This is a genomic window from Bradyrhizobium sp. 191, assembly GCF_023100985.1.
Lineage (GTDB): Bacteria > Pseudomonadota > Alphaproteobacteria > Rhizobiales > Xanthobacteraceae > Bradyrhizobium > Bradyrhizobium diversitatis.
The window spans coordinates 7,554,773-7,578,733 of the sequence record NZ_CP064692.1; the positions used below are offsets into that span (position 1 = coordinate 7,554,773).

Annotated in this window: 24 protein-coding genes; 17 read left to right on the plus strand and 7 right to left on the minus strand. The window is 65.6% G+C overall.

The window, feature by feature from the left end:
* The first annotated feature begins 18 nt into the window (after window positions 1-18).
* The 9 genes from IVB23_RS35435 (at window position 19) to IVB23_RS35475 (ending at window position 9,053) form a co-directional block, all read left to right on the plus strand.
* Window positions 19-714: a TetR/AcrR family transcriptional regulator gene (locus IVB23_RS35435; RefSeq protein ID WP_247801603.1), complete on the plus strand. Its 696-nt coding sequence runs from the start codon at window positions 19-21 to the stop codon at window positions 712-714.
* Complete coding sequence (locus IVB23_RS35440) at window positions 711-1,499, plus strand: efflux RND transporter periplasmic adaptor subunit (protein WP_247801605.1); 789 nt, start codon at window positions 711-713, stop codon at window positions 1,497-1,499. Before IVB23_RS35435 ends, IVB23_RS35440 begins: the two co-directional genes overlap by 4 nt.
* On the plus strand, window positions 1,496-2,428 hold the full coding sequence (locus tag IVB23_RS35445; RefSeq protein WP_197967705.1) for an ABC transporter ATP-binding protein: 933 nt from the start codon (window positions 1,496-1,498) through the stop codon (window positions 2,426-2,428). The genes IVB23_RS35440 and IVB23_RS35445 overlap by 4 nt, the downstream gene beginning before the upstream one ends.
* A complete protein-coding gene (locus tag IVB23_RS35450) occupies window positions 2,425-3,588 on the plus strand; it encodes an ABC transporter permease (protein ID WP_247801607.1) in 1,164 nt (387 codons plus the stop codon). The genes IVB23_RS35445 and IVB23_RS35450 overlap by 4 nt, the downstream gene beginning before the upstream one ends.
* A 107-nt stretch (window positions 3,589-3,695) precedes the next feature.
* Window positions 3,696-5,003 (plus strand): adenylate/guanylate cyclase domain-containing protein, encoded by a 1,308-nt coding sequence (locus tag IVB23_RS35455; protein ID WP_247801609.1) that lies wholly within the window; start codon window positions 3,696-3,698, stop codon window positions 5,001-5,003.
* Window positions 5,004-5,080: 77 nt separating this feature from the next.
* On the plus strand, window positions 5,081-5,812 hold the full coding sequence (locus IVB23_RS35460) for a GntR family transcriptional regulator (RefSeq protein WP_247801610.1): 732 nt from the start codon (window positions 5,081-5,083) through the stop codon (window positions 5,810-5,812).
* Window positions 5,813-5,861: 49 nt separating this feature from the next.
* Window positions 5,862-7,103, plus strand: a complete 1,242-nt coding sequence (locus IVB23_RS35465; protein WP_061882900.1) for an MFS transporter — start codon at window positions 5,862-5,864, stop codon at window positions 7,101-7,103.
* Between the two features lie 120 nt (window positions 7,104-7,223).
* On the plus strand, window positions 7,224-8,018 hold the full coding sequence (locus IVB23_RS35470; protein WP_247801612.1) for an amidohydrolase family protein: 795 nt from the start codon (window positions 7,224-7,226) through the stop codon (window positions 8,016-8,018).
* Window positions 8,019-8,138: 120 nt separating this feature from the next.
* Entirely contained in the window at window positions 8,139-9,053 is a 915-nt protein-coding gene (locus IVB23_RS35475; protein WP_247801613.1) for a PhzF family phenazine biosynthesis protein, read from the plus strand.
* Between the two features lie 106 nt (window positions 9,054-9,159).
* Here the strand turns inward: IVB23_RS35475 and IVB23_RS35480 are convergent, their stop codons facing one another.
* Together IVB23_RS35480 and IVB23_RS35485 are read right to left on the minus strand one after the other, a co-directional pair.
* Window positions 9,160-9,621, minus strand: coding sequence for a DUF488 domain-containing protein (locus IVB23_RS35480; RefSeq protein WP_247801615.1), 462 nt, complete (start codon window positions 9,619-9,621; stop codon window positions 9,160-9,162).
* 154 nt (window positions 9,622-9,775) lie between these two features.
* Entirely contained in the window at window positions 9,776-10,597 is an 822-nt protein-coding gene (locus tag IVB23_RS35485) for a DUF72 domain-containing protein (protein WP_061882896.1), read from the minus strand.
* A gap of 114 nt (window positions 10,598-10,711) precedes the next feature.
* Here IVB23_RS35485 and IVB23_RS35490 point away from each other — a divergent pair, with 114 nt between their 5' ends.
* From IVB23_RS35490 to IVB23_RS35505, 4 genes are all read left to right on the plus strand, one after another.
* On the plus strand, window positions 10,712-11,092 hold the full coding sequence (locus IVB23_RS35490) for a hypothetical protein (RefSeq protein ID WP_061883055.1): 381 nt from the start codon (window positions 10,712-10,714) through the stop codon (window positions 11,090-11,092).
* Window positions 11,093-11,233: 141 nt separating this feature from the next.
* Window positions 11,234-11,437, plus strand: coding sequence for a hypothetical protein (locus tag IVB23_RS35495; protein ID WP_061882895.1), 204 nt, complete (start codon window positions 11,234-11,236; stop codon window positions 11,435-11,437).
* 239 nt (window positions 11,438-11,676) lie between these two features.
* Window positions 11,677-12,810 (plus strand): glycosyltransferase family 2 protein, encoded by a 1,134-nt coding sequence (locus IVB23_RS35500; protein ID WP_061882894.1) that lies wholly within the window; start codon window positions 11,677-11,679, stop codon window positions 12,808-12,810.
* A gap of 6 nt (window positions 12,811-12,816) precedes the next feature.
* Entirely contained in the window at window positions 12,817-14,316 is a 1,500-nt protein-coding gene (locus IVB23_RS35505) for a glycosyltransferase family 39 protein (RefSeq protein ID WP_247801617.1), read from the plus strand.
* 6 nt (window positions 14,317-14,322) lie between these two features.
* On the opposite strand, the gene IVB23_RS35510 is transcribed toward IVB23_RS35505, so the two are convergent.
* Window positions 14,323-16,212, minus strand: coding sequence for an adenylate/guanylate cyclase domain-containing protein (locus tag IVB23_RS35510; RefSeq protein WP_061882892.1), 1,890 nt, complete (start codon window positions 16,210-16,212; stop codon window positions 14,323-14,325).
* Between the two features lie 60 nt (window positions 16,213-16,272).
* Complete coding sequence (locus IVB23_RS35515; protein WP_247801619.1) at window positions 16,273-16,812, minus strand: FecR domain-containing protein; 540 nt, start codon at window positions 16,810-16,812, stop codon at window positions 16,273-16,275.
* 622 nt (window positions 16,813-17,434) lie between these two features.
* Here IVB23_RS35515 and IVB23_RS35520 point away from each other — a divergent pair.
* Entirely contained in the window at window positions 17,435-18,523 is a 1,089-nt protein-coding gene (locus IVB23_RS35520) for a DUF2778 domain-containing protein (RefSeq protein ID WP_247801621.1), read from the plus strand.
* Window positions 18,524-18,530: 7 nt separating this feature from the next.
* Here the strand turns inward: IVB23_RS35520 and IVB23_RS35525 are convergent, their stop codons facing one another.
* Both IVB23_RS35525 and IVB23_RS35530 read right to left on the minus strand, forming a co-directional pair.
* Window positions 18,531-19,160 carry a glutathione binding-like protein gene (locus IVB23_RS35525; protein WP_061883054.1) on the minus strand — a complete coding sequence of 210 codons (630 nt, stop codon included), beginning with the start codon at window positions 19,158-19,160 and terminating at the stop codon, window positions 18,531-18,533.
* A gap of 11 nt (window positions 19,161-19,171) precedes the next feature.
* Complete coding sequence (locus tag IVB23_RS35530) at window positions 19,172-19,765, minus strand: cysteine hydrolase family protein (RefSeq protein ID WP_247801623.1); 594 nt, start codon at window positions 19,763-19,765, stop codon at window positions 19,172-19,174.
* Between the two features lie 130 nt (window positions 19,766-19,895).
* Here IVB23_RS35530 and IVB23_RS35535 point away from each other — a divergent pair, with 130 nt between their 5' ends.
* From IVB23_RS35535 to IVB23_RS35545, 3 genes are all read left to right on the plus strand, one after another.
* Window positions 19,896-20,735, plus strand: a complete 840-nt coding sequence (locus IVB23_RS35535; protein WP_247805020.1) for a LysR family transcriptional regulator — start codon at window positions 19,896-19,898, stop codon at window positions 20,733-20,735.
* 137 nt (window positions 20,736-20,872) lie between these two features.
* The gene (lepB, locus tag IVB23_RS35540; RefSeq protein WP_247801624.1) at window positions 20,873-21,619 is read left to right on the plus strand and encodes a signal peptidase I; all 747 of its coding nucleotides are present in this window, start codon (window positions 20,873-20,875) and stop codon (window positions 21,617-21,619) included.
* A 71-nt stretch (window positions 21,620-21,690) separates the two neighbouring features.
* A complete protein-coding gene (locus IVB23_RS35545; RefSeq protein WP_247801626.1) occupies window positions 21,691-21,978 on the plus strand; it encodes a GIY-YIG nuclease family protein in 288 nt (95 codons plus the stop codon).
* A gap of 311 nt (window positions 21,979-22,289) precedes the next feature.
* Here IVB23_RS35545 and groL read toward each other — a convergent pair whose 3' ends face one another.
* Window positions 22,290-23,930 carry a chaperonin GroEL gene (gene groL, locus IVB23_RS35550; protein WP_035696468.1) on the minus strand — a complete coding sequence of 547 codons (1,641 nt, stop codon included), beginning with the start codon at window positions 23,928-23,930 and terminating at the stop codon, window positions 22,290-22,292.
* Window positions 23,931-23,961: the final 31 nt, after the last annotated feature.

Here is a 23,961-nt window from a genome sequence, read left to right on the forward strand (position 1 = left end):
GTCAGTCATAAATTTCGAATGACCAGGAAGCCGACCAAAGCCGCCTTGCCGCCAGCAATTCGCGCCAGCGCAAAGGGCCCTGAGCCCGCTCGCAGCGAGGAGGCGCCTGCCACGAACCGCGCCACGCGCGCGGCGGAGCGGCGTGCGGCGATCGTGGAAGCGGCGATGGAGGAGTTCATCGCGCGCGGGTTTGCGGCGACGCGGCTCGACGACATCGCCAGGCGCGCCGGCGTGGCAAAGGGCACGATCTACCTGCACTTCAAGGACAAGGAATCGATGTTCGAGGAGCTGGTGCGTATCGTCATCGTTCCTGTGGTCGCACGGCTGACCACGCTGCCGCCGCCGGCGGGCTCGGTGCGCGACCTGATCGAGGCTTTCGCGAGCAATTTCCTGAACGAGGTGATCGGCACGAGGCGCGGCGATCTGGTGCGCCTGATCGTGGCGGAGGGCCCGCGCTTTCCGTCCGTTGCCGACTTCTATTACCGCGAGGTCGTCTCGCGCGGGATCGCCGCCATGCGCGCGCTGATCGAGCTCGGCATCGCCCGCGGCGAGATCCGGCAGAAGGACCTCGCGCGCTATCCGCAGATCCTGGTCGCACCCGCGATGATCGCGGTGATCTGGCAGAGCCTGTTTGCGCGGCACGCGCCGCTGGACGCGCAGGAGATGCTGCGCGTCCATCTCGATTTGATTTTTGGTGAACGGAGGACGACATGAGGTCGTCACAAGCAATTTTCAGTCTTGCATTGACGATCGTCCTCGCAACCGGGCTCGCTGGGTGCACGGAGAAGCGCGATCCGGGCTTCCAGGGCTGGGTCGAGGCCGACATGATCTTCGTCAGCCCGGACGAAGCGGGGCGGGTCACCAAGCTCAACGTCCGCGAAGGCGACGAGGTCAAGGTCGGCGATGCCCTCTATTCCGTCGACGACGATCTCCAGCGCGCCGATCTCAATCAGAACAAGGCGACACTGGCGAACGCGCAGCAGACCTACGACCGCGCGGCCTCGCTGAGCAAGACCGGCTCGGGCACGCAGGCCAATCTCGATGCCGCCGTGTCGGCCTTTCGCGTCGCGGAAGCGCGGGTGGCGACGTCAGAGACGCGGATGGCGCGGCGCAAGGGCTTTGCGCCCGTCGCCGGCACCATCCAGCAGATCTATTTCCGTGAGGGCGAGATGGTGGCGGCGCAGCGTCCGGTGCTGTCGATCATGCCGCCCGGCAACATGAAGCTGCGTTTCTTCGTGCCGGAAGCCGAATTGCCCAAGCTCGCGATCGGCGACACGGTGCGCGTCTCGTGCGACAATTGCGCTGCCGACCTCACCGCAAAGATCTACTTCATCGCAACCTCGGCCGAATACACTCCGCCTGTCATCTACAGCCTCGATGAGCGCAACAAGCTGGTCTATCTGATCCAGGCGCGGCCCTCTCGTCCCGATGCCTTGCGTGTGGGACAGCCGATCGACGTCTATCTCAACCCGAAGACACCGGTGGCGGACAAGCGATGAGCGGCGGCAACGGCATCGCGATCGACGTCAAGGGCCTGACCAAGTCGTTCGGCGGCCGCGAGGTCGTGCACGATCTGTCGATGCAGGTGAAGCGCGGCTCGATCTACGGATTCCTAGGTCCCAACGGCTCGGGCAAGACCACGACCATCCGCATCCTCTGCGGGCTGCTCACGCCTGATAGCGGCGAGGGCACCTGCCTCGGCTACGACATCCGCCGCGATGCCGAGAAGATCAAGCGTCAGGTCGGCTACATGACCCAGCGCTTCAGCCTGTACCAGGACCTGTCGGTGCGCGAGAACCTCGAATTCGTCGCGCGGCTCTATGGTGTCACTGACGCGCGCGGCGCCGCACGCGACATGATCAGGCGGCTCGGGCTCTCGGGGCGCGAGGAGCAGCTTGCGGGCGAGCTCTCCGGCGGCTGGAAGCAGCGGCTGGCGCTGGGGGCCTGCACGCTGCCCAATCCGCAATTATTGCTGCTCGACGAGCCCACCGCCGGCGTCGATCCCAAGGCGCGGCGCGATTTCTGGAACGAGATCCACGCACTCGCAGCCGAAGGCCTCACGGTGCTGGTCTCGACCCATTACATGGACGAGGCCGAGCGCTGCCACGAGATCGCCTACATCGCCTACGGCTATCTGCTGGCGCACGGCACGGTGGAGGAGGTGATCGCGAAATCCGCGCTGACGACCTACACCGTTACGGGCGAAGGCCTGAACGAGCTTGCGGCCGCGCTCTCGGGTAAGCCAGGCATCGATATGGTGGCGCCGTTCGGCAGCTCACTGCATGTTTCCGGCCGCGACGTCCCGGCGCTCGAAGCCAGCATCGCGTCCTGGCGCGAGAAGGGCGGACTGCGCTGGCAGCAGTCGCAGCCCTCGCTCGAAGACGTGTTCATCGAGCTGATGGGGCGCTCCAAGGATAATTTCCAATGAGCGCCGTCGACCATCCCGCACCGCGGCGCGAGATCCGCGAGCGCTTCGGCTTTCTGCGGCGCTCCTACGCGATGCTGGTCAAGGAGTTCATCCAGCTCAAGCGCGATCGCGTCTCGTTCGCGATGATCGTGATGTTGCCCGTGATGCAGCTGATGCTGTTCGGCTATGCCATCAACACCACGCCGCGCCATCTGCCGAGCGCGGTGCTGCTCCAGGAGGATTCCGATCTCGCCCGCTCGATCCTGAAGGCCCTGGAGAATACCGCCTATTTCCGCTTCCTCTATGAGGTGCACGACGTCGACGACTTCGACAATCTGCTGAAATCCGGCAAGGTGCTGTTCGGTGTCGAGATCCCGCGCGGCTTCGAGCGGGCGGTGCGGCGCGGCGACAAGCCGGCGCTGCTGGTCGCCGCCGACGCCACGGATCCGGTCGCGGCGAGCGCGGCGATCGGCTCGCTCGGCATGGTCGTGCAGACCGCGCTCAAGCACGATCTCTACATCGGCGATCCCCCGGAGATGCCGTTCGAGATCCGCGCGCACGCGCGCTACAATCCGGCCGCGGCCTCCAGCCTCAACATCGTGCCGGGGCTGGTCGGCACCATCCTGACCATGACCATGCTGATCTTCACCGCGCTGTCGGTCACCCGCGAGGTCGAGCGCGGCACCATGGAGAGCCTGCTGTCGATGCCGATCAAGCCGGTCGAGGTGATGCTCGGCAAGATCATCCCTTACGTATTGGTCGGCTTCGTCCAGGCCTTCCTGATCATCAGCATCGGCGTCGGCCTGTTCGGCGTACCCGTGCTGGGCAGCCTCGTCCTGCTGGCGCTGCTCTCGACGCTGTTCATCACCACCAATCTGTCGATCGGCTACACCATATCGACACTGGTGCAGAACCAGCTCCAGGCGATGCAGATGTCGATGATGTTCTTCCTGCCCAGCATCCTGCTCTCCGGCTTCATGTTCCCGTTCGCGGGCATGCCGGCGTGGGCGCAATATCTCGGCGAAGCCCTGCCGCTGACCCATTATCTGCGCATCGTCCGCGCCATCATGCTGAAGGGCGCGACCATGCAGAACCTGCACTTCGACACCCTGGCGCTGGCGGCCCTGATGCTGCTCGCCATGACCATCGCCGTGACGCGCTTCCGTCGCACGCTGGATTGAGGCAGACTGTCTCGAAGTCATTCCGGGGCGATGCAGAGCATCGAACCCGGAATCTCGAGATTCCGGGTTCGCGACTTCGCCGCGCCCCGGAATGACAAGAGGGCGGAATGGTCAGGTTTGCGAGCAGGAAGACGCGGCACCACGCCGCGTTATCGGAGGAATTCGAGCGCGAGCTGACGCGGGAGGTGCTGCGCACCGAGCTGCTCCGGGTGCGGGCGCTGATCATGACCGGCTGCGTCCTGATGCTGCTGCTCACCGCGATCTATCTGATCGACCCCGCCGTGCTGAACCGGGTCTGGCGCGGAACGGAAGGGCTCGTCGAGGTCTACGGCCTCCTCGGCGGCTTCATCCTGTTCGAGCTCTGGGTCCACACCCAGATCAGGAGGAATCTCCGGCTCGATCGCGATCTGCCGGTGATCCGACGCTATATCGGCACGCTGATCGAGACCTCGCTGCCGACGTTGATCCTGATCCTGCAGACCCGGACCATGGGTCCAAGCCAGGCTCTCGGCTTTGCCGTGCCGCTGATGTATTTCATCTTCATCATCCTCTCGACCCTGCGGCTCGACTTCTGGCTCTCGGCATTCACGGGCATCGTCGCCGCGGCCGGGCTTCTGTCGGTCGCGCTGTACTACAACGCGGCTGACGAGGCCGGCGATCCCCTGATCTATTTCCACGCCGTGCGCGGCGTCGTCATCCTGATCTGCGGGGTGCTTGCGGGTGCCGTGGGCGCGCAATTGCGCCGGCAGTTCGCCGCGAGCATCGCGGCGGCGACCGCGCGCGACCGCGTGACGAACCTGTTCGGCCAGCACGTCTCCCCGCAGGTGGTTGAGCGGCTGATGCAGGCAAGCACCAGCGGCGGCGGCGACGTCCGCCGCGTCGCGGTGATGTTCGTCGATTTCCGCGGCTTTACCGCCGGCGCGCAATCGCGCACGCCGCAAGAGGTGGTCGACCGGCTCGACGGTGCCTTCGCCGTGCTGGTCGACATCCTCGACCGCCACGGCGGCATCGTGAACAAGTTTCTGGGCGATGGTTTCCTCGCGCTGTTCGGGGCGCCGCTGGAGGCTTCCGACGCCGCGCACCGAGCGGTCGCCGCCGGCCGCGAGATGCTGACCGCGATGGACCGCATCAACGCAGAGACGAGCTGGCCGCTTCGCATCGGCATCGGCATCCATTTCGGCGAAGTCGTCGCCGGCAATATCGGCTCACCCCGCCGCAAGGAGTACACGGTGATCGGCGACACCGTGAACTTTGCCTCGCGCCTGGAGGCGTTGAACAAGGAGTTCGGCTCGCAGTTCCTGATCTCGGCATCCGTGCGCGAAGCGCTGGGCGACGACGGCAGCGACGCCGTCGCGCTCGGTGAAGTCGAGGTGCGCGGCTATGAGCGGAAAGTGTCGGTGTTTCAGCTGGGGTAACTCTCCGAGGCATGTGAGTCGTCCTGGTATCATGGTAGCGCTTGACTCGTTTGTCATATAGTCATCTATATGACTATATGAATCCAGCGCCGCTCGACGACCGCCTGCCACGCTACCAGCGCCTGCGCGACGACCTCGCGGCGCGGATCAACCGCAATGAATGGCGGCCGGGCGAGCCGATCCCGTCGGAAGCCGAGCTGGCTACGCATTACGGCGTTGCCATCGGCACCGTGCGCAAGGCGATCGACCAGCTCGTCAGTGACGGCGTGCTGGAGCGGCAGCAGGGCCGGGGCACGTTCGTGCGCCGGGCGCGGTTCAACTCGTCGCTGTTCCGCTTCTTCCGCTTCCAATCCGAGAGCGGCGAGCGGCGCGTACCTAAGAGCCGGATCATTCGCCGCCGAAGCGAGCCGGCGACGTCGGCGGTCGCATCCGCGCTACGCATTCCCGTCGGTGAGCCCGTGATCAGCCTGTCGCGCCTGCGCCTGATTGATGACGTCCCGCTGCTCGCGGAAGAGATCTGGCTGCAACAATCGCGCTTCGCGAAGATCCTGGAGATCGACACCGCCGAATTCGGCGATCTCCTGTATCCGCTGTACGAGGAGCGCTGCGGCGAGGTCGTTGTCTCGGCCGAGGAAATCCTCACGGTCGAGACCGCCAACGAGATGCAGGCGCGCCTGCTCAGGCTCGAGGCCAACGCGCCACTGATCGTGATCGAGCGTCTCGCGCTCGACCTCGAGCGCCGGCCAATCGAATGGCGCAGGTCGCGCGGGCCGGCCGACCGCTTCCGCTATCACGCCGAGATCCGGTGAGGCGGCTTCTCCAGGTCATCAATCAATAACGCGTACAGAGGTAGGAAACATGTCGAACTGGTACAGCGAAAGCTCGCCGCTGGAGCGGCGCACATTCTGGGCAAGCTTTGGCGGCTGGGCGCTGGATGCGCTCGACGTCCAGATGTTCGGCCTTGCGATCCCCGCGCTGATCGCGGCCTTCGGCATCAGCAAGGCCGATGCAGGTCTGCTCGGCTCGGTCACGCTGTTCTTCGGTGCGTTCGGCGGCTGGTTCGGCGGCGCGCTCGGCGATCGCTTCGGCCGCGTCAAGGCACTTCAGATCACCGTCGCCACCTTCGCGCTCGCGACCTTCGCCTGCGCCTTCGCGATGACTTACACGCAGCTCCTGGTGTTGAAGGCGATCCAGGGCCTCGGCTTCGGCGCCGAATGGGCCTGCGGTGCGGTGCTGATGGCCGAGATCATCCGGCCCGAGCATCGCGGCAAGGCGCTCGGCTCGGTGCAGAGCGCCTGGGCCGTGGGATGGGGCGCGGCCGTGCTGCTGTCGGCCCTGGTCTTCACCTACGCGCCGGCCGAGATCGCCTGGCGGCTGCTGTTCGCGCTTGGGCTGTTGCCCGCGCTCCTCATCATCTTCATCCGCCGCGGGCTGAAGGAGCCGCCGCGCGCGGTCGCGGCCGAGAAGACGCCATTCTTCGCCACGCTCTCCGGCATCTTCCATCGCGACGTGCTGCGCTCGACGCTGATCGGCGGTCTGTTCGGCATCGGCGCGCATGGCGGCTATGCCGCGCTCACCACTTTTCTGCCGACGTACTTGCGTGAGGTGCGGCATCTGTCGGTGCTCGGCTCCAGCGGCTATCTCGCCGTGATCATCGTTGCCTTCTTCTGCGGCTGCGTGACGAGCGGCATCATCAGCGACCGCATCGGGCGCCGCGCCAACGTCGCCTTGTTCGCCACGGCCTGCATCGTGACAGTGCTGATCTACATCTTCGCGCCGCTGACGAACGGCCAGATGCTGGTGCTCGGCTTTCCGCTCGGGTTCTTCTCCGCCGGCATTCCCGCCAGCATGGCGGCGCTGTTCAGCGAACTCTATCCCGCCGGTGTGCGCGGCACCGGGGTCGGCTTCTGCTACAATTTCGGCCGCATCGTCTCCGCGGCGTTCCCGTTCCTGGTCGGTTTCCTCAGCGATCATATCGGGCTTGGACCTGCGATCGGCATCGATGCGGCCCTTGCCTATTCGCTGGTGCTGATCGCGGTGCTGCTGCTGCCGGAGACGCGTGGCAAGGTGTTCGAGCAGACCGCTGCGACGCGCGCCTGACGCGGGATGGACAGCAAGCGACATGACATTCGTCTTGCGCGACCTCACGCTACGCCATTTGGTGCGGGCCTCGGCGCGCTCGTCACGATGGCCGCGGCTACAGCCAAGAGTGAGGCGGCCTTGCCGACGATCGATACCCATGCTCACGTCTTCCATCGCGGTCTTCAGCTCGCGCCGGGGCGGCGTTATGCGCCCGATTACGACGCGCCGCTGGCGCTCTATCTGGAGCAGCTCGACCGGAACGGCATGAGCAATGGTGTGCTGGTGCAGCCGAGCTTTCTCGGCAGCGACAATTCTTATCTGGTCGCGTGCCTGAAGCAGGCAGGCGGTCGTCTGCGCGGCATCGCCGTGGTCGATCCCGCGGCGACCACGGACGAGTTGCGCGCGCTCGATCGCGCCGGCGTTGTCGGCATTCGGCTCAACCTCGTCGGCCAGCCCTTGCCGGATCTCGCGGCCAGTGAATGGAAGGCGCTGCTCGCGAACCTGAAGGCGATGGGCTGGCAGGTCGAGATCCAGCGCAATGCGGCCGATCTCGCCGCGCTTGCGCCGCAGCTGCTCGATCCCGGCGTCGCCGTCGTGCTCGATCACTACGCGCTGCCGGATCCGAAGCTCGGTGTCGCTGATCCCGGCTTTCAGTCGATGCTCAAACTCGGTGCGACACGAAACATCTGGGTCAAGATCTCTGCGCCATACCGCAACGGTGCGGCGGGCGAGGAGTTTGCCAAGGCGGCCTATCCTTTGCTCCGCGAAGCCTACGGCCTCGATCGCCTGTTGTGGGGCAGCGACTGGCCACACACGCAGTTCGAGGCGACGCAGACTTACGCGAAGAACCGGGAATTTCTCGATGCGCTGATCGCCAACAAGAGCGAGCGCGCGCAAGTGCTCGCGTCGCCGCTTCAGCTCTTTCGCTTCTGAAGCTCTTTCCCCGATTGCTCCGATTGCACTCAATTTTGGGGCATGACGAGCGGCGTTTTCGGCTTGTAGAGTGCTGCGCGTGCGGCCGGTCGCGGCCGCGACTTGCATGAGGAAACGAAAATGCAGCGCCGCTACGTCACCGTCGACGTGTTCACCGATCGCGCCTTCGGCGGCAACCAGCTCGCCGTGGTGCTCGATGCCGGCGGGCTGACGACACAGCAGATGCAGGCGATCGCGACCGAGTTCAACTATTCCGAGACCACCTTCGTGCTGTCGCCGCGCGACAAGGCCAACGACGCCGAGGTGCGCATCTTCACCCCCGTCAGGGAGCTACCGTTTGCGGGCCATCCCAATGTCGGCACGGCCTTCGTCCTGGCGGGAATCGCGAAAGAGCCGAAGCCGCGGCTGCTGTTCGAGGAGAAGGCTGGTCTGGTCCCGGTCGATATCGTGCGGGAGCAGGGCAGGGTGATCAGCGCCGAGCTCACCGCGCCACAGCAACTGTCGAGGCTTGCGCAGCTATCCGCGGCTGACGTCGCCGCCTGCATTTCGCTGGCGGTTGATGACATCAAGACCGATCATCACGCGCCGCAGGTCGTCGGCGTCGGAACGCCGTTCGTGGTGGCGGAGGTGGGATCGCGCGAAGCCGTGCGCAGGGCCAAGCCCGACGCGGCAGCGTTTGGCCGGATGCTGCCGCGCGACGGCGCTTTCTCGGTCTACTTCTACACGCGCGATGTGCCGGCGGCGGAGGCGCCCTGCGAGCGTCAGGCGCGGATGTTCTTTCCCGGCGCAAGCGGCCTGATCGAAGACCCCGCCACCGGCAGCGCGACGGTCGCCGCCGCCGCGCTGTTCGCCGATCTCGATCCCATGCGCGACGGCGAATTGAAGCTCACCATCGGCCAGGGCTTTGACATGGGCCGTCCCAGCATGCTTCTCACCCGCGTGCGCAAGCAGGAGGGCAAGATCGTCTCCGCCCATGTCGGCGGGAGCTGCGTTCAGATGATGGAAGGGACGTTCAAGCTGGCGGGGGAGGGGTAGCTCGTCATTCCGGGGCGCGACGCAGTCGCGAACTGCGGTGCGCAATTGCGCACCTGAGAATCTCGAGGTTCCGGGTTCAGCCCTGCGGGCTGCCCCGGAACGACCGTCAGACCTGCCGTCCCGCCAGATTCTTCACCGTCACCCCGTCGCGCTCCTCGATGATCTCCGCGATCATCTGGCGGTGGCAGTGGGTGTGGTCGCGCTCGTAGCAGAGCAGGCACACAGGGCCGGCCTTCTTCACCAGCGACGAGAGTTCGTCCATCGCCTCCCTGGCTTCTGGCGCCTTCAGGTGCTTTGAGAAGATCTTCTCCAGCACGTCGTATTGGCCGCTGCGGGCGGCGAGGCGGCCTTCCTTCGGTGTGCCGAGCGCGGCGAGATGGACATAGGCGATGCCGCGCTCGTCGAGGCCTGCCGCAAGCTGCTTCTTGGAAAAGCCCGGCCGGCGCGATGACGTCACCGCGCGTACGTCGACCACGAGCTTGACGCCGGCCTGTTCCAGCTCGTCCAGCACGGCCTTGGGCGGCGTCTGCTCGTAGCCGATGGTGAACAGCTTCCTCGCCTTTGCCATGGGGACTCCTCAGGTCACGACACGTGAGGTCGTCATGCCCGGGCTTGTCCCGGGTATCCACGTTCTTCGCGCCGCGCGGCAAGTCGTGGATGGCCGGGACAAGCCCGGCCATGACGTGAGGAAGCCTTGGTGCTCCCAATTGGCCATAGCCCGCTCACATCACCCGCGCGATCAGTTCCATGGCGCCGGCCGGCGCGCGCACCTTGCCCTCGTGGATGACATAGGCGAACACGTCCCGCGGCTCCTTGTTCGGCTTGGCCTTGTCAACCTTCGGCAGGTCGTCGGGTTCACCGCCCGAAGCCCAATCCTGCAAGCGCTTGGCCCAGGCATCGAGCTGCTTCGGCGGATAGCAGGTCTTGATCTCGTCATTGCCCTTCTGCAGCCTTGCATAGACGAAATCGCCGGCGACATCGGCGATAGCAGGATATTTGCCGTGCTCGGCGAACACGACGGGCGTCTCGAACTCGCGGATCAGCGCGACGAAGTCCGGCGTGCAGAAGCTGTCATGGCGCACTTCCACGACATGGCGCAGCGCGCGCCCTTCGAGCTTGCGCGGCAACAGCTCGAGGAATTTTCCAAAATCGGCGCCGTCGAACTTCTTGGTCGGTGCGAACTGCCACAGCACCGGCCCGAGATGGTCGCCAAGTTCCAGCACGCCGGAATCATAGAACCGCTTGATGGAATCGCCGGCCTCGGCGAGCACGCGGCGGTTGGTGGCGAAGCGCGGTCCCTTCACCGAGAACACGAAGCCATCGGGAACTTCGCTCGCCCATTTGCGAAAGCTCTCCGGCTTCTGCGAGCCGTAATAGGTGCCGTTGATTTCGATCGAGGTGAGCTTCGAGGCGGCATACGACAGCTCCTTCGCCTGCGCCAGCTTCTCCGGATAGAACACGCCGCGCCAGGGCTCGAAGGTCCAGCCGCCGATGCCGATGAAGATGTTGCCGGATTTTCTTGACGCGGTTTTTGCTTTGGCCACGGAATTTCTCGCATCGACGGAGAGGGACCCCATCCTAGTCAAACCAGTTGTGATTGGCCAGTTGGCCCGCCCCGTCTAAGCTTGCGCCCGGACCCGCGAAAAAAGGAGAACAAGATGCGGATGCTGTCGGTGGGAGCGGCGCTCTTTATGATGACATCTGCTGCCATGACATGGCCCGCATTGGCCGATGATGACGACGCGAGAAGCGCACAGAAGCTCGCCCAGCAGGGCCGCGACGATTACTGGCATTGCCTGGCGCGGGAATATTCGCGCGACTCCAATCAAGGCCTGTCGGAGCAGGATTTCGGCCGCTCGGTTGCGGGCGCCTGTCCATCGGAGCGGCAATATTACCGGGTCGCGCTGCTCGACTATCTCACCACGCAGTATCCGAACATCGATGCCGGCGCCCATCTCGCCACCGCGAACAGGGCGGTGGAGGCGGCGCAGAAAGACATCGTGATGGCCTTCGTCAAGCACCGGCCGCCGGCGAAGTAGGGGCCAGGGGGAGTAGCGAGTGGCGAATAGCGAGTAGGGCAGGAGCCCGGTTCGAGGTATTCGCCACGCGCCATTCGCCTTTGGCGCCGCGCGCTCATCCATGGTATCACTCGCCGCATCTGGAGCAGGGATGGGACTTGCATGTCGTCTGAGTCGGTGGGGGGCATTCTGGGGGCGATCGTGGGGGCGATCGTGCTTGCGGCTGCCGTCATGTTCGGGCCGATCGGCCAGTACGGCAAGCCGCCCAGGCCGACGAAAGTCGAACCGGCCCCGGCGGCGGCGCCGTCGGCCCCAGCCGCACCTGCCCCGCGTGGGCCGATAATTCGGGAAGTGCCCAACCAATAGAGCAGGAAAACGAGCTTTCTGCCCCTTGCGAAGCGCTTCTGCCGTCCCCATCTAGCTTGTAACGGCGACGTTGAGCGAAGAGCTCCGTCGCTGGGACGACCTTGGAATAGCTCGGGCCTGCGCCGGATGTACGCGCGGTCCGCCGTTCCGGGGTCGTTGGCATTTTAGGGCCCTTTTTCGGCCGTTCCCCAGAGACCCCGGCTTGGCAGCGCAGGACGCGGCGGATATACGCTGCCGTCATGAACGAAGCGATCAGACCCGGCGCCGACATCCCGCCGCAGGCTCAAGAGGGGCCGGAACTGTCGGTCATCGTCCCGACCTTCAACGAGCGCGACAACGTCACGGTGCTGTACCGGCGGCTGGAGGCAACGCTCGCCAATATCGCGTGGGAAGTCGTGTTCGTCGACGACAACTCGCCCGACGGCACCTGGGACGTCGTGCGCGCGCTGGCGCAGCGCGACAGCCGCGTGCGCTGTGTCCGCCGCATCGGCCGTCGCGGCCTCTCGGGCGCCTGCATCGAGGGCATCCTCGCCTCGAGCGCTCCCTATGTGGCCGTGATCGATGCCGACCTCCAGCACGACGAGACGCAGCTGCCGAAGATGCTGCTGCTCCTCGCCAGCGATCAGGCCGACCTCGTCGTCGGCAGCCGCTACATCGAGGGCTACAAGAGCGAAGGCTTCGACAAGCAGCGCGCCGGAGCCAGTGCGCTCGCGACCGAAGTCGCCAGGAAGATGCTGCGGGTCGAAATCGCCGATCCCATGAGCGGCTTCTTCATGATCCGCCGCGACCGGTTCGAACAGCTCGCGCCGAAGCTGTCCGTGCACGGCTTCAAGATCCTGCTCGACGTCGTCGCGAGCGCGCACGGCAGCTTGCGCGCCGTCGAGATCCCCTACACTTTCGGCGCCCGCCAGCACGGCGAGAGCAAGCTCGATTCCATGGTCGCACTCGACTTCCTGGGTCTCGTGCTGGCCAAGCTGACCAACGACATCGTCTCGCTGCGCTTCATCCTGTTCGCCATGGTCGGCGGCATCGGCCTCGTGGTGCACTTGACCACGTTGTTCATCGCGCTTCAGCTGTTCAACGCGCCGTTCGCGGAGGCGCAGGCCGCCGGCGCCATCGTCGCCATGACCAGCAATTTCATCCTCAACAACTTCCTCACCTATCGCGACCAGCGGCTGAAGGGCTTTGCGCTGCTGCGCGGCCTCATCGCCTTCTACATCGTATGCAGCGTCGGCCTGCTCGCCAATGTCGGCGTCGCCTTCTCGGTGTACGATCAGGAGCCGATCTGGTGGCTGGCCGGCATGGCCGGCGCGCTGATGGGCGTGGTGTGGAACTACGCGATGTCCGGACTGTTCGTCTGGCGCAAGAAATAGCACGCCATGGGCGGGGCCGACGCGCGGATCGTCCGCAACACCGCGCTGCTGATTCTCGCGCTGGTCGGATTGCGGCTCGTTGCGGCCGCATTCACGCCGATCACGTTCGACGAAGCCTATTACTGGATGTGGTCGAAGAATCTGGCGGGCGGTTACTACGACCATCCGCCGATGGTCGCCTATGTGATCCGCGCCGGCACCATGATTGCCGGCGATACCGAGTTCGGCGTCCGCCTCGTCTCGATCCTGCTGGCGCTGCCGATGAGCTATGCGGTCTATCGCTCTGCCGCGATCCTGTTCGGCGGGGTGCGCGTGGCCGCGACCAGCGCCATCCTGCTCAACGTGACGCTGCTGGCTTCCGTCGGCACGCTGATCGTCACGCCCGATGCGCCGCTGCTGGTCGCCTCCAGCTTCGTGCTGTTCTTCCTCGCCAAGGTGCTGGAGACCGGCCGGGGCGCCTGGTGGCTCGCGGTCGGCGCGGCGGTCGGCGCGGCACTGCTGTCGAAATATACCGCGATGTTCTTTGGGCCGGCGATCCTGATCTGGCTCGCTTCCGTGCCGAAGCTGAGGCGCTGGTTTCTCTCGCCCTGGCCCTATCTCGGCGGCCTTGTTGCCTTGGCGCTGTTCTCGCCGGTGATCCTGTGGAATGCGGACCATCAATGGGTCTCGTTCGCAAAGCAGCTCGGCCGCGCCAGGATCGAGGACTTCCGCCCCGTCTTCATTGCCGAGCTGATCCCGACCCAGATCGCGTTCGCGACGCCGCTGGTCTTCATCCTCGGCGCGATGGGGCTGCACGCGCTGACCTGGCGGCGCGCCGGCGCGCTGGCCTCGCGCGTGCTGATCGAGACGATGTTCTGGACCATCGTCGTCTACTTCGTCTGGCATTCGCTGCATGCCCGCGTCGAAGCCAACTGGTTCGCGCCGGTCTATCCGCCTTTCGTCATCGCCGCGGCGGCCGCCGCCAACCTCGTGCAGTGGAAGCCTCGCCAGCGGCGCCTGGTCGATTTCTGCCTGCGCTGGGCGGCGCCAACGGGCATCGTGATGTTTGCAGCTCTGATCGTGCAGGCCAATACCGGCTGGCTGTCCGGATATCGCCGCGATGCCACGGTGCGCAGCGTCGGCGTCGGCTGGCGCGAGCTTGCCGCCGAGATCGAAACGGTGCGCGCACGCAGTGGTGCGACCTGTGTGCTGGCGCAGGACTACGGCACCACGGGCTGGCTCGCGTTCTATCTGCCGCGCGGCACCTGCGTTGCGCAGCAGAGCCAGCGCATCCGCTGGGTCAACATGCCCGAACCCGATCCCAGGCTGCTCGCCGGCAAGCTGCTCTATGTCGACGAGCTGCGCGGAGGCCATCCCGCCCTCGATGCTCTCTTTGCGCAGGTGACGCAGATCGCACAATTGCAGCGCAAGCGCGGGCCGCTCGTGGTCGAGACCTATGGCATCGACCTGCTCGAGGGCGCCAAGGGCGAGGTGCTGGATCGCTCGCCGCCGCCGGAAGCGCGGTAGCGGGCCTCAGCCGATCATTTCGGCCCTGGTCGAAGGCTGACCCGGCCCATCCCGGTCGCGCCAGAACCAGACCGTCACGATGCCGGAGCGGCCGCGGACCTGGGCGAGCAGGGGCCCGGACAGGACGCCGTCGGGAGCGCCGCTGAAATCGGCCGTGTCGAGCAGCGTATCGCTCAGCGCGAGCTGCGCATCATTCTGGGCGGCGATCTCCATCAGACGGCTTGCGACATTGACGGTGTCGCCTGTCGCCGTGATGTGCTGATGGCTTTCGCCGAGCCGGGATGCGACGATCGGGCCGCAATGCGCGCCGATCTTGAAACCGAGCTGACCTGCGATCGCCGGCGGCAGCGAAGCGATCCAGCGTTCGAGGCTGCGATGCAGATCGATCGCGCATTTCAGCGCGCGCGCCGCGTCGTCGGGCATCGCGCGCGGCAGCCCGAACAGGATCATGGCGCCGTCGCCGAGAAAGCCGGTGATCATGCCGTCATAGTCGATCGCCGCCTTGTCGATCAGTGCATGAAACGCCTTCAGGAGAGTCCTGAGTTCGTTCGGATCAATTCGCTCGCTCAGTCCGGTGAAGCCGGAGAGATCGACGAAGACCACGGCTGCGTCCTGCCGGACCGGCTTCGACAGGAAGTTCGGATCTCGCGCCAGCCATTCCTGCAGCGCCGGAGCCTGGAATTGCGCAAGCGACCGGCTCTTGGCGGCAAAATATTGCGTGCGGCGGCCTCCGGCCCACAGCTGCACGCCGGCAAAGACCGCAACCGGCGGCATTGCCGCGGCGAGCGTGGTTGCGGCGTTCAGCCAGACACCGTGCGTGAACGCGAACAGGTTGACCCCGGCCCAGGCGATCATCACCGCGGCCGCCGTCATGATGCCCAGCGCGCTGCGCCGCCAGGCGAGCAGCCCGACCAGCAGCATCGGCAGCAGGATCGCAGTGAGCGCGTCGGCAATGCGGACCCTGCGGTCGCGCACCATGGCGTCGCCGGCGACGAGATGCGTGATCGCGGTCGAGACCACCTCGACCCCGGGCATCAGGGAATCGAAGGGCGTCGGATAGAAGTCGCCGCCGCCGGCGACCGAGGCGCCGATCACGACGATCCGGTTCTCGATCGCCGCGCGATCGAGCGTGCCGTCGAAAATGCTCTGTGCGCTGACGGTACGGATCGTGCGGCGCGGGCCGTAATAGGTGATCGGCAACGCCAGATCGCCGTCGGTCGGTACCGCGCGATCGCCCAGCATGAGATGGTCCGGCGCGACCGTCAGCGGCTGGTCGAGCGCGCGGGCTGCGACGCGCAAGGGGAAGGACAGCTCGACCTTGTCGCGCGTCCGGAACAGCATCGGCACCGATAGCGGTGAGCCCGATTGTCCCGTCGCGACGTTGACGACGCCGACCTCGGCGTGTTCGGCGAACGCGGGCAACGGCCGCAGGAAGCGCTCGGCCTGCGGCAGAGCGGCGAGGGGACCTTCGCTGCTCGGATCCACGGTTTCGCTGGCGGAGGGGAAGATCGCCGCGGCGGCGAGCACCATGGGACCGGTGGCGAGCGTGCTGGCGAGCGTGGCATCGCCGATCGCAGCGCTGCGGTCGACGAGCAGGAGATCAATCCCGATGACCTTCGGCTTGAACTGCACGATGGTGTCGACGACACGGGCGAGATCGGCGCGCGGCAGCGGATAGCTGCCGCCGCGCTTCACCACGGTGTCGTCGATCGCGACGATGGTGACGAGGTCGGGTGGACGCCGCACGCCGCGGGCTTGCGTCCGCCAATCCGTCAGCGTGGCTTCGAGGCGGTCGAGAAAACGCAGACGGCCGTTGGCGTGCGCTGCAAAGATGCCCGCGCCCCACAGCGCGGTGAGGACGAGTGCCACCAGGATCTGAACGCGTCGGTTGCGCATGCGCTCGTTCTGCAATCTTCTATCGTCCAAATTTCGTGGGCGAGTGTTGTTGACCCGGTCTTATTGCCCGAGTCTCGCCATGAGCGCGTCGACGCGCGGCTGGCCCCAGGTCTTGACGGTCAACGGGCCGGTTGCCTCGACATCGACGCCTTCGCCGGGTCCAAGCACGACGCCGCGCCCACGAGCCCTTCGGGTCACGCCGACCCGGCCGTCGGCGACGAACACGGAGGTCTTGGCGTCGGAGGTCTTGGCGTCAGCGACATCGACCGCCCATTTCGTGCCGCGCACCGCGGCGATCGCTTGCGGCGTCAGTACCTTGAACGGATTGCCCCGCGGCTTCCGGGGCACCTCGACCAGCAGCGCTTTGCTGCTCAACTCCACGGAGTCTATATGTCCGTCGCGGTTGGCGTCCTTAAGTTCAAATCTGGCGCCATTTTCCGCAACGATGGTGATGCCGTTGTCGCAGCGCCAGGTCTGCGTCCCGGCAGCCGACGGCGATGCCGTACAACCCAAATTGGAACCAGGCTGCGCAGTCGCAGATCCAATCAACAGAAATGACCCCGCCAGGGCGAAAAACCCGGCGCGCGCGATCCCTCTCATGCCAGCCTCCGTTTGCGTGCACGGCACAGTTCAGGGCAAATCGATACGGTACCGTATGACGCGCAGAGGCTGCTGAAAAGTGCCGAGATAGGAGCTACTTTCTCGCGGCGGCGATTACCAGAACCGACGTGATCAATTTTCGGTCACGGCGCCGTGCCGCGTCAGGGCGCAGGGCCCCGACGGACGCCCAGCCCACCAGCCTCGCGCAACGCTTCCGCGCTACGGTCAGGGCCAGTTGGCGACCACGAAAATGACGTTGTTGAATGTCTCGTGGGTGCGGCCGCAAGCGTCGAAGAACCGACGTGAGCCGGTCGAGAAACATGGTTAACAGATGCGTCTAAGTCCGTAATTCTGCGGGATTTTTCTCAAAACGGGACAGCATTAGCGCGTTGCCCCATATCCGCCCGAACTTAATCTGCATTTAACTAAAAGTCGCCTTAATGACGCTCCGACCCTCTGCGAGATGCTGTTCCCGGATCGTGACCAGCGGCACTTTGAAGGGGGACCGAGTGACACCGTCCTGGACGCAAGGCGAATGAGTACGAGTATCGCTGCGCAAAGCATCGCGGCACGGAAGTCCAAAAATCCTGGCAAGAATTCTCTTCGGAAGCCTTCCCGGAAAATGACCACGGCCAATTGGCTGGGCACCGCGGCGATCGGCTGCGTGCTTATGGGCGCCGGCTGGATCATCTACAGCAACATCCTCGGCGCGAGCGTCTACCCCACCGTCGGCAGCCTCGGCTACGACGAGCCGGTGGTCAGGCGCGCGCCCAAGGTCGTGCTGCGCGAGGCCGGCGAGGCCATCCGGGAAACCTTCGCGCTGCTGCCCGACCGGCTCCAGGTCGCAGCTCCGATCTCGCGCGAGATGTTCAACGAGCGCTTTGCCGCGGCCGCGACGCAAGGCGTGCCGTCGAATGCGGCGAGCGCAGCGCCCCCGACCCAGGTTGCGCTGGCCAAGGAGACTTCGAAGGACGCCCCGAAGCAGAGCGTGGTCGCGAGGGTCGCCGACGCGCTGAAGCCGGCGGCCAAGACCTCTGACAAGACCGCTGACAAGACCAGGCGCGCGCCGGATGCCCAGATGCAGCTGGCCTCGGCCGATCCGGCCCAGATCGTGCCGGCGCCCGAGGCGCCGCCGAAGTCGTTCGCCGATCGCGCCAAGGCCGCGGTGATGTCGATCGCCGGACCGCGCCAGTCGATGGTGGAAAAGCTCTGGGGCAAGCGCGAGCCGTCCGGCGGGCTGCTTGCCTACGCCTCGGCCGATGCCAGCGTGACCGCGTCCATCGCGCCGAAGGAGCAGAATCCGATGTTCGGCGGCGCGCCGCCCTATGAGCGCGACACCGCGGTGTACGACATCACCGCCAAGACCGTGTATCTGCCCGACGGCACCAAGCTCGAGGCGCATTCGGGCCTCGGCTCCAATCTCGACGATCCGCGTTCCTCGAAAATCCGCATGCGCGGCGTGACGCCGCCGCACATCTACACGCTGAAGCCGCGCGAGGCGCTGTTCCACGGCGTGCCGGCGCTGCGCCTGACTCCGATCGGCGGCGAGAGCGCGATCCACGGCCGCGATGGCCTGCTCGCGCACACCTTCATGCTCGGGCCGAACGGCGACTCCAACGGCTGCGTGTCGTTCAAGGACTATTACGCGTTCCTCGACGCCTACCGCAACAAGGGCATCCGCAAGCTCGCGGTGCTGGCGCGGGTGGAGTGAGGCGCGCTCACGCCGCCATCGCCTTGCGCAGCGACATCTCGGTCGCGATCGCGTCCCGCACGGCCGGCCGCGCCTGCATCCGCTCGAGATAGGCCGACAACGACGGCCATCGCGCGATGTCGATCCCTGCGGGACGGAGCAGCAGCAAGGCCCAGGTGAGATGGGCATCCGCGACGGTGAAGCCGTTGCCGACGAGGAATTCGCGGTCCGCCAGATGCGCTGCCGGCACCGACAATGTCTGCGCGATCCGTGCCCGCGGCTTGGCGAGCGAGCCGTCGTCCTTGTACCAGAAGGTCGGAAACAGGAACGCCTTGTGGATCTCGGCGCCGATGAAGCTCAGCCATTCCTGCAGACGATAGCGATCGAAATCGCCAGGCGGCGGCGCAAGACGCGTCTCCGGCTTCACATCGGCGATGTATTGCAACACTGCTGCGCTCTCGGTCAGCCGTTCGCCGCTCTCCAGCACCAGGACCGGCACCGCACCCTTCGGCGACAGGTCGCGGAAATCGCTGCCGTCTTTCACGACCTGCTTGGTCCAGATATGGGCGAGGTGATACTGCGCCTCGATACCGGCCTCCATCAGCGCGATGCGGCTCGAGAGCGAGCAGGCCATCGGGAAGAAATAAAGCTGCAGCATCGCACGCTCCATCAAGTCAGTGCTTCGACTTGCGCGATGATCGCGAAGCGGTCCGACAATTCGGCCAGCGCGACCTGATGGATCATCCGGGCGTCCAGCGTGCCGCCGCGGCCGTCGGGCAGGTCGCGGGTGGCGCAGGCGTCGGCCGCGATCGTCGTGCGCAGGCCGAGGTCGAGCGCGGCGCGGGGGGTCGAACTGACGCACATGTGGGTCATGAAGCCGGCCAGCACGATGTTCTTGAGTCCGGTCGCCGCCAACCTGGCGTGCAGATCGGTGCCGGCGAAGGCATTCGGAAGCGCCTTCTCAATCACGGGCTCGCCGGCGAGCGGCGTCAGGCGCTCGACGATCGCGCCGCGCGCGGCCTCGCGGTCGAACAGGCCGCCGGCGCGGCCCTTGTGCGCGACATGGAGGATCGCAGCTCCGCTCTCCCGTGCGCGCGCGAGCAGCCGCGCAGCCGCGGCGATCGCCGGCTGTGCATCGGGCAGGGCCAGCGGACCGGCGCAATATTCGTTCTGGACGTCGATCAGCACAAGGCAGGCCTCGTTGAGCTTGGGCGGATCGAGATCGGCGCCGGCGAGTTCGAGCAGCGTCTTTGGAGCGGTCATGCTGGTGAGGCCTTCTGGGGAATGTCGATGAGGCGACACTAGCGCAGCCGGAGCCTGCCAATGCGCAGGAATATTGCGGCATATGGCTGCAAATTTGCAGGACAAATTCGTGCCTGCTAGGCTCAGCTTCATGAACTGGGACGATCTGCGCATCATCGCCGCGGTCAGGGACGAGGGCACCTATGCCGGCGCCAGCGCGCGGTTGCGCATCGACGAGACCACCGTCGGCCGCAGGCTTGCGCGCATCCAGCGCGATCTCGGCGTGCCGCTGTTCGATGCGGTGGATGGCGTGCGGCGGCCGACGCGCCAGTGCGAGGCGGTGCTCGCGCATGTCGGCGCGATGGCGGCGCATGTGGCGGCGATCGACCGTATCAAGGACACTCAATCCGGCCCGGTCGGCCGGCTGCGCATCGCCTCGACCAATGCGGTCGCCGAAGAGCTGCTGGCGCCGCATGCGGCAAGCTTCCTGCGCGATCATCCGGGGCTGACGCTGCAATTCCTCACCTCCAGCGGCAACGTCAAGTTCTCGCGCTGGCAGGCCGATCTCGCCATCCGCCTGCGCAAACCGGAGAAGGGCGACTTCACCATCTCCAAGCTCGGCGAGGTCAGGCTGTATTTCTTCGAGCCCGCGGACCGCAGCGGAGCCGAGCCGGTCGCGTGCATCTATCCCGACGAGCTCGACGCGATCCCGGAAGCGCAGTTCTTGCGAGCGAAGCGGCTGACCAACGTGCGCTGCATCACCGACAATATCCGCATCATCCGCACCATAATCCAGTCGCATCAGGCCATCGGCGTGCTGCCCGAGCACAGCTGCGGGCCGCTGCTCGCCGACCGCAGCCTGCGCGCCACGCTGCTGCCGAAACGCCGCGACGTCTGGCTCCTGGTCCAGAATCATCTGAAGCGCGATCCGGCGACGCGCGTGACGATCGAGTGGGTGCGGCACTGCTTCAGGGATTTGTCGCAGGGCTGACCGCTGGCGACGTTCATGGCCTCGCATTGAACGCGGGCCGCGCGACGTGCGACCAAATTCGCAAGTTCGCCGGGGATTGCACGCGCGCGCAGGTTGCGTAATCTCGCGACGACTATGTCTTTGAACAGGGCAGCTGCATGACCACTCTTGAGCAAACGATCCGTCCCTCGGCACGATCGCGGGAATGGAAGGCGATTCTCATCCTGATCCTGCTGATCCCGGTGCTGTGGTCGCCGCCGTTCCTGTTTCGATACTTCCTGTATCAGCCGTTCAACATCCCCTCGAATTCGATGGCACCGACGCTGATGGTCGGCGACTACGTCTTTGCGGCGAAATATGCCTATGGCTACGGCCGCTATTCCTTCCCCTTCGCTTCGTCCTGGATTTCGGGCCGCGTCTTTGCCGCCGAGCCCGAGTATGGCGACTTGGTCGTTTTCCGAACGCCAAGGGATACCTCCGTCGATTACGTCAAGCGCGTGGTCGGGCTGCCCGGCGACCGCATCCAGATGCGGCAGGGCCGGCTCATCCTCAACGACCGTCCGGTGACACGCGTCGCGCTGACGGAGGCACAAGCCGGCGCCTCCTGCGGAGGCGATGACGGGGCGAAGGTCAAGCGCTGGCGCGAGACGCTGCCGAGCGGCGCGAGCTATGTGACCTACGACTGCCTCGACAATGGCTTCCTCGACAACACCAGCGTCTTCACGGTGCCGCCCAGCCACCTCTTCGTGCTCGGCGACAACCGCGACAATTCAACCGACAGCCGGATGATGTCGACGTTCGGTTTCGTGCCGATCGACAATCTCGTCGGCAGGGTCACACGCATCATCTGGTCGCTCGATGAGGATGGCGAGCCGCGCTTCGAGCGGTTGGGGAACGTGGAGTGAGGCTTGCTCCGTCATTCCGGGGCGCGCCCTCTTGGGCGCGAGCCCGGAATCCATAACCACAGGCGGATGTTTTGACGTACTATGTCTACATCCTCGCGAGTAAGAAGCACGGCACGCTCTATATCGGCGTGACCCGCGACCTCGTGCGCCGTGTGTACGAGCACAAGACAAAGGCCGTCCCTGGCTTCACGAGCAAGTACGGCGTCAACAAGCTCGTCCTGTTCGAAATCTATGACGATCCCGCGACGGCCATTGCCCGCGAGAAGGAGCTCAAGAAATGGCGGCGCGACTGGAAGACGCGCCTGATCGAGGAGCAGAACCCGAACTGGGATGATCTTTATCCCAGGATCACCAAATGAGGTTCATCCTGCACTCCTTGTCATTCCGGGGCAGCGCGAAGCGCTGAGCCCGGAATCCATAACGACAGGCGGACGGAATGGCCCGCTATGCCTGTCGCCCGTAAGAAGAAGTGCAAGAAGTGGCGGCGGGATTGGAGGACTTTAAACCGGGCTGATCTCCATCCCGGGATAACCAACTGAGGTTCGTGGTTATGGATTCCGGGCTCGCGCGCAAGAGGGCGCGCCCCGGAATGACGACGGGAGAGAGTTTGCCCCAAACAAAAACCCCGGCATCGCTGCCGGGGTTTCGTAGTTCTTGAGATGGTTGGACCTCAGAAGTCCATGCCGCCCATGCCGCCGCCCGGGGGCATTGCGGGGCCGGCGCCGCCCTTCTTGGGCAGCTCGGCGACCATGGCCTCCGTGGTGATCAGGAGCGCGGCAACCGAGGCAGCGTTCTGGATCGCGGTACGGACCACCTTGGTCGGGTCGATGATGCCCTTCTTGACGAGATCGGCATATTCGCCGGTCTGGGAGTCGAAGCCGTAATTGTAGGCCTTGTTCTCCAGGATCTTGCCGACGATCACCGAGCCGTCTTCACCGGCGTTGATCGCGATCTGGCGAGCGGGGGCCGACAGCGCCTTGCGCACGATCTCGACGCCAGTCTTCTGGTCGTCGTTCTTGGTGCGCAGGCCCTTGAGCTGCTCGGAGGCACGGAGCAGGGCGACGCCGCCGCCCGGGACGATGCCTTCTTCCACGGCCGCGCGGGTCGCATGCATCGCGTCATCAACGCGATCCTTGCGCTCCTTCACCTCGACCTCGGTCGCGCCGCCGACGCGGATCACCGCGACGCCGCCCGCGAGCTTGGCGAGACGCTCCTGGAGCTTCTCGCGGTCGTAGTCCGAGGTGGTCTCCTCGATCTGCGCCTTGATCTGGGCCACGCGCGCCTCGATGTCGGCCTTCTTGCCGGCCCCGTTGACGATCGTGGTGTTCTCCTTGTCGATCATCACCTTCTTGGCGCGACCGAGCATGTTGAGGGTGACGTTCTCGAGCTTGATGCCGAGATCTTCCGAGATCGCCTGGCCGCCGGTCAGGATCGCGATGTCCTGCAGCATGGCCTTGCGGCGATCGCCGAAGCCCGGAGCCTTGACGGCCGCGACCTTCAGGCCGCCACGCAGGCGGTTCACGACGAGGGTCGCGAGGGCCTCGCCTTCGACGTCCTCGGCGACGATGACCAGCGGCTTGCCGGTCTGCACCACGGCCTCGAGCAGCGGCAGCAGCTCGTTCAGCGAGGAGAGCTTCTTCTCGTTGATGAGGATGTAGGCGTCGTCCATCTCAACGCGCATCTTGTCGGCGTTGGTGACGAAGTAGGGCGAGATGTAGCCGCGGTCGAACTGCATGCCCTCGACGACGTCGAGCTCGGTTTCGAGCGACTTGGCTTCCTCGACGGTGATGACACCCTCGTTGCCGACCTTCTTCATGGCGTCGGAGAGGAACTTGCCGATCTCCTGGTCGCCGTTGGCCGAGATGGTGCCGACCTGGGCGATCTCGTCGTTCGAGGTGACCTTCTTGGAGTTCTTCTGGAGGTCCGCAACGACCGCCTCGACCGCGAGGTCGATGCCGCGCTTGAGGTCCATCGGGTTCATGCCGGCGGCGACCGACTTGGCGCCTTCGCGCACGATCGCCTGGGCCAGCACGGTGGCGGTGGTGGTGCCGTCGCCGGCCGCATCAGCGGACTTGGAGGCGACTTCGCGCACCATCTGGGCGCCCATGTTCTCGAACTTGTCCTCGAGCTCGATCTCCTTGGCGACGGTGACGCCGTCCTTGGTGATGCGGGGAGCGCCGAACGACTTGTCGAGCACGACGTTGCGGCCCTTCGGGCCGAGCGTGACCTTCACCGCGTTGGCGAGAATGTCGACGCCGCGCAGCATCTTGTCGCGCGCATCGACCGAGAATTTGACTTCTTTGGCTGCCATCTGGATTTTTCCTTGGAATGATTTGACTGGA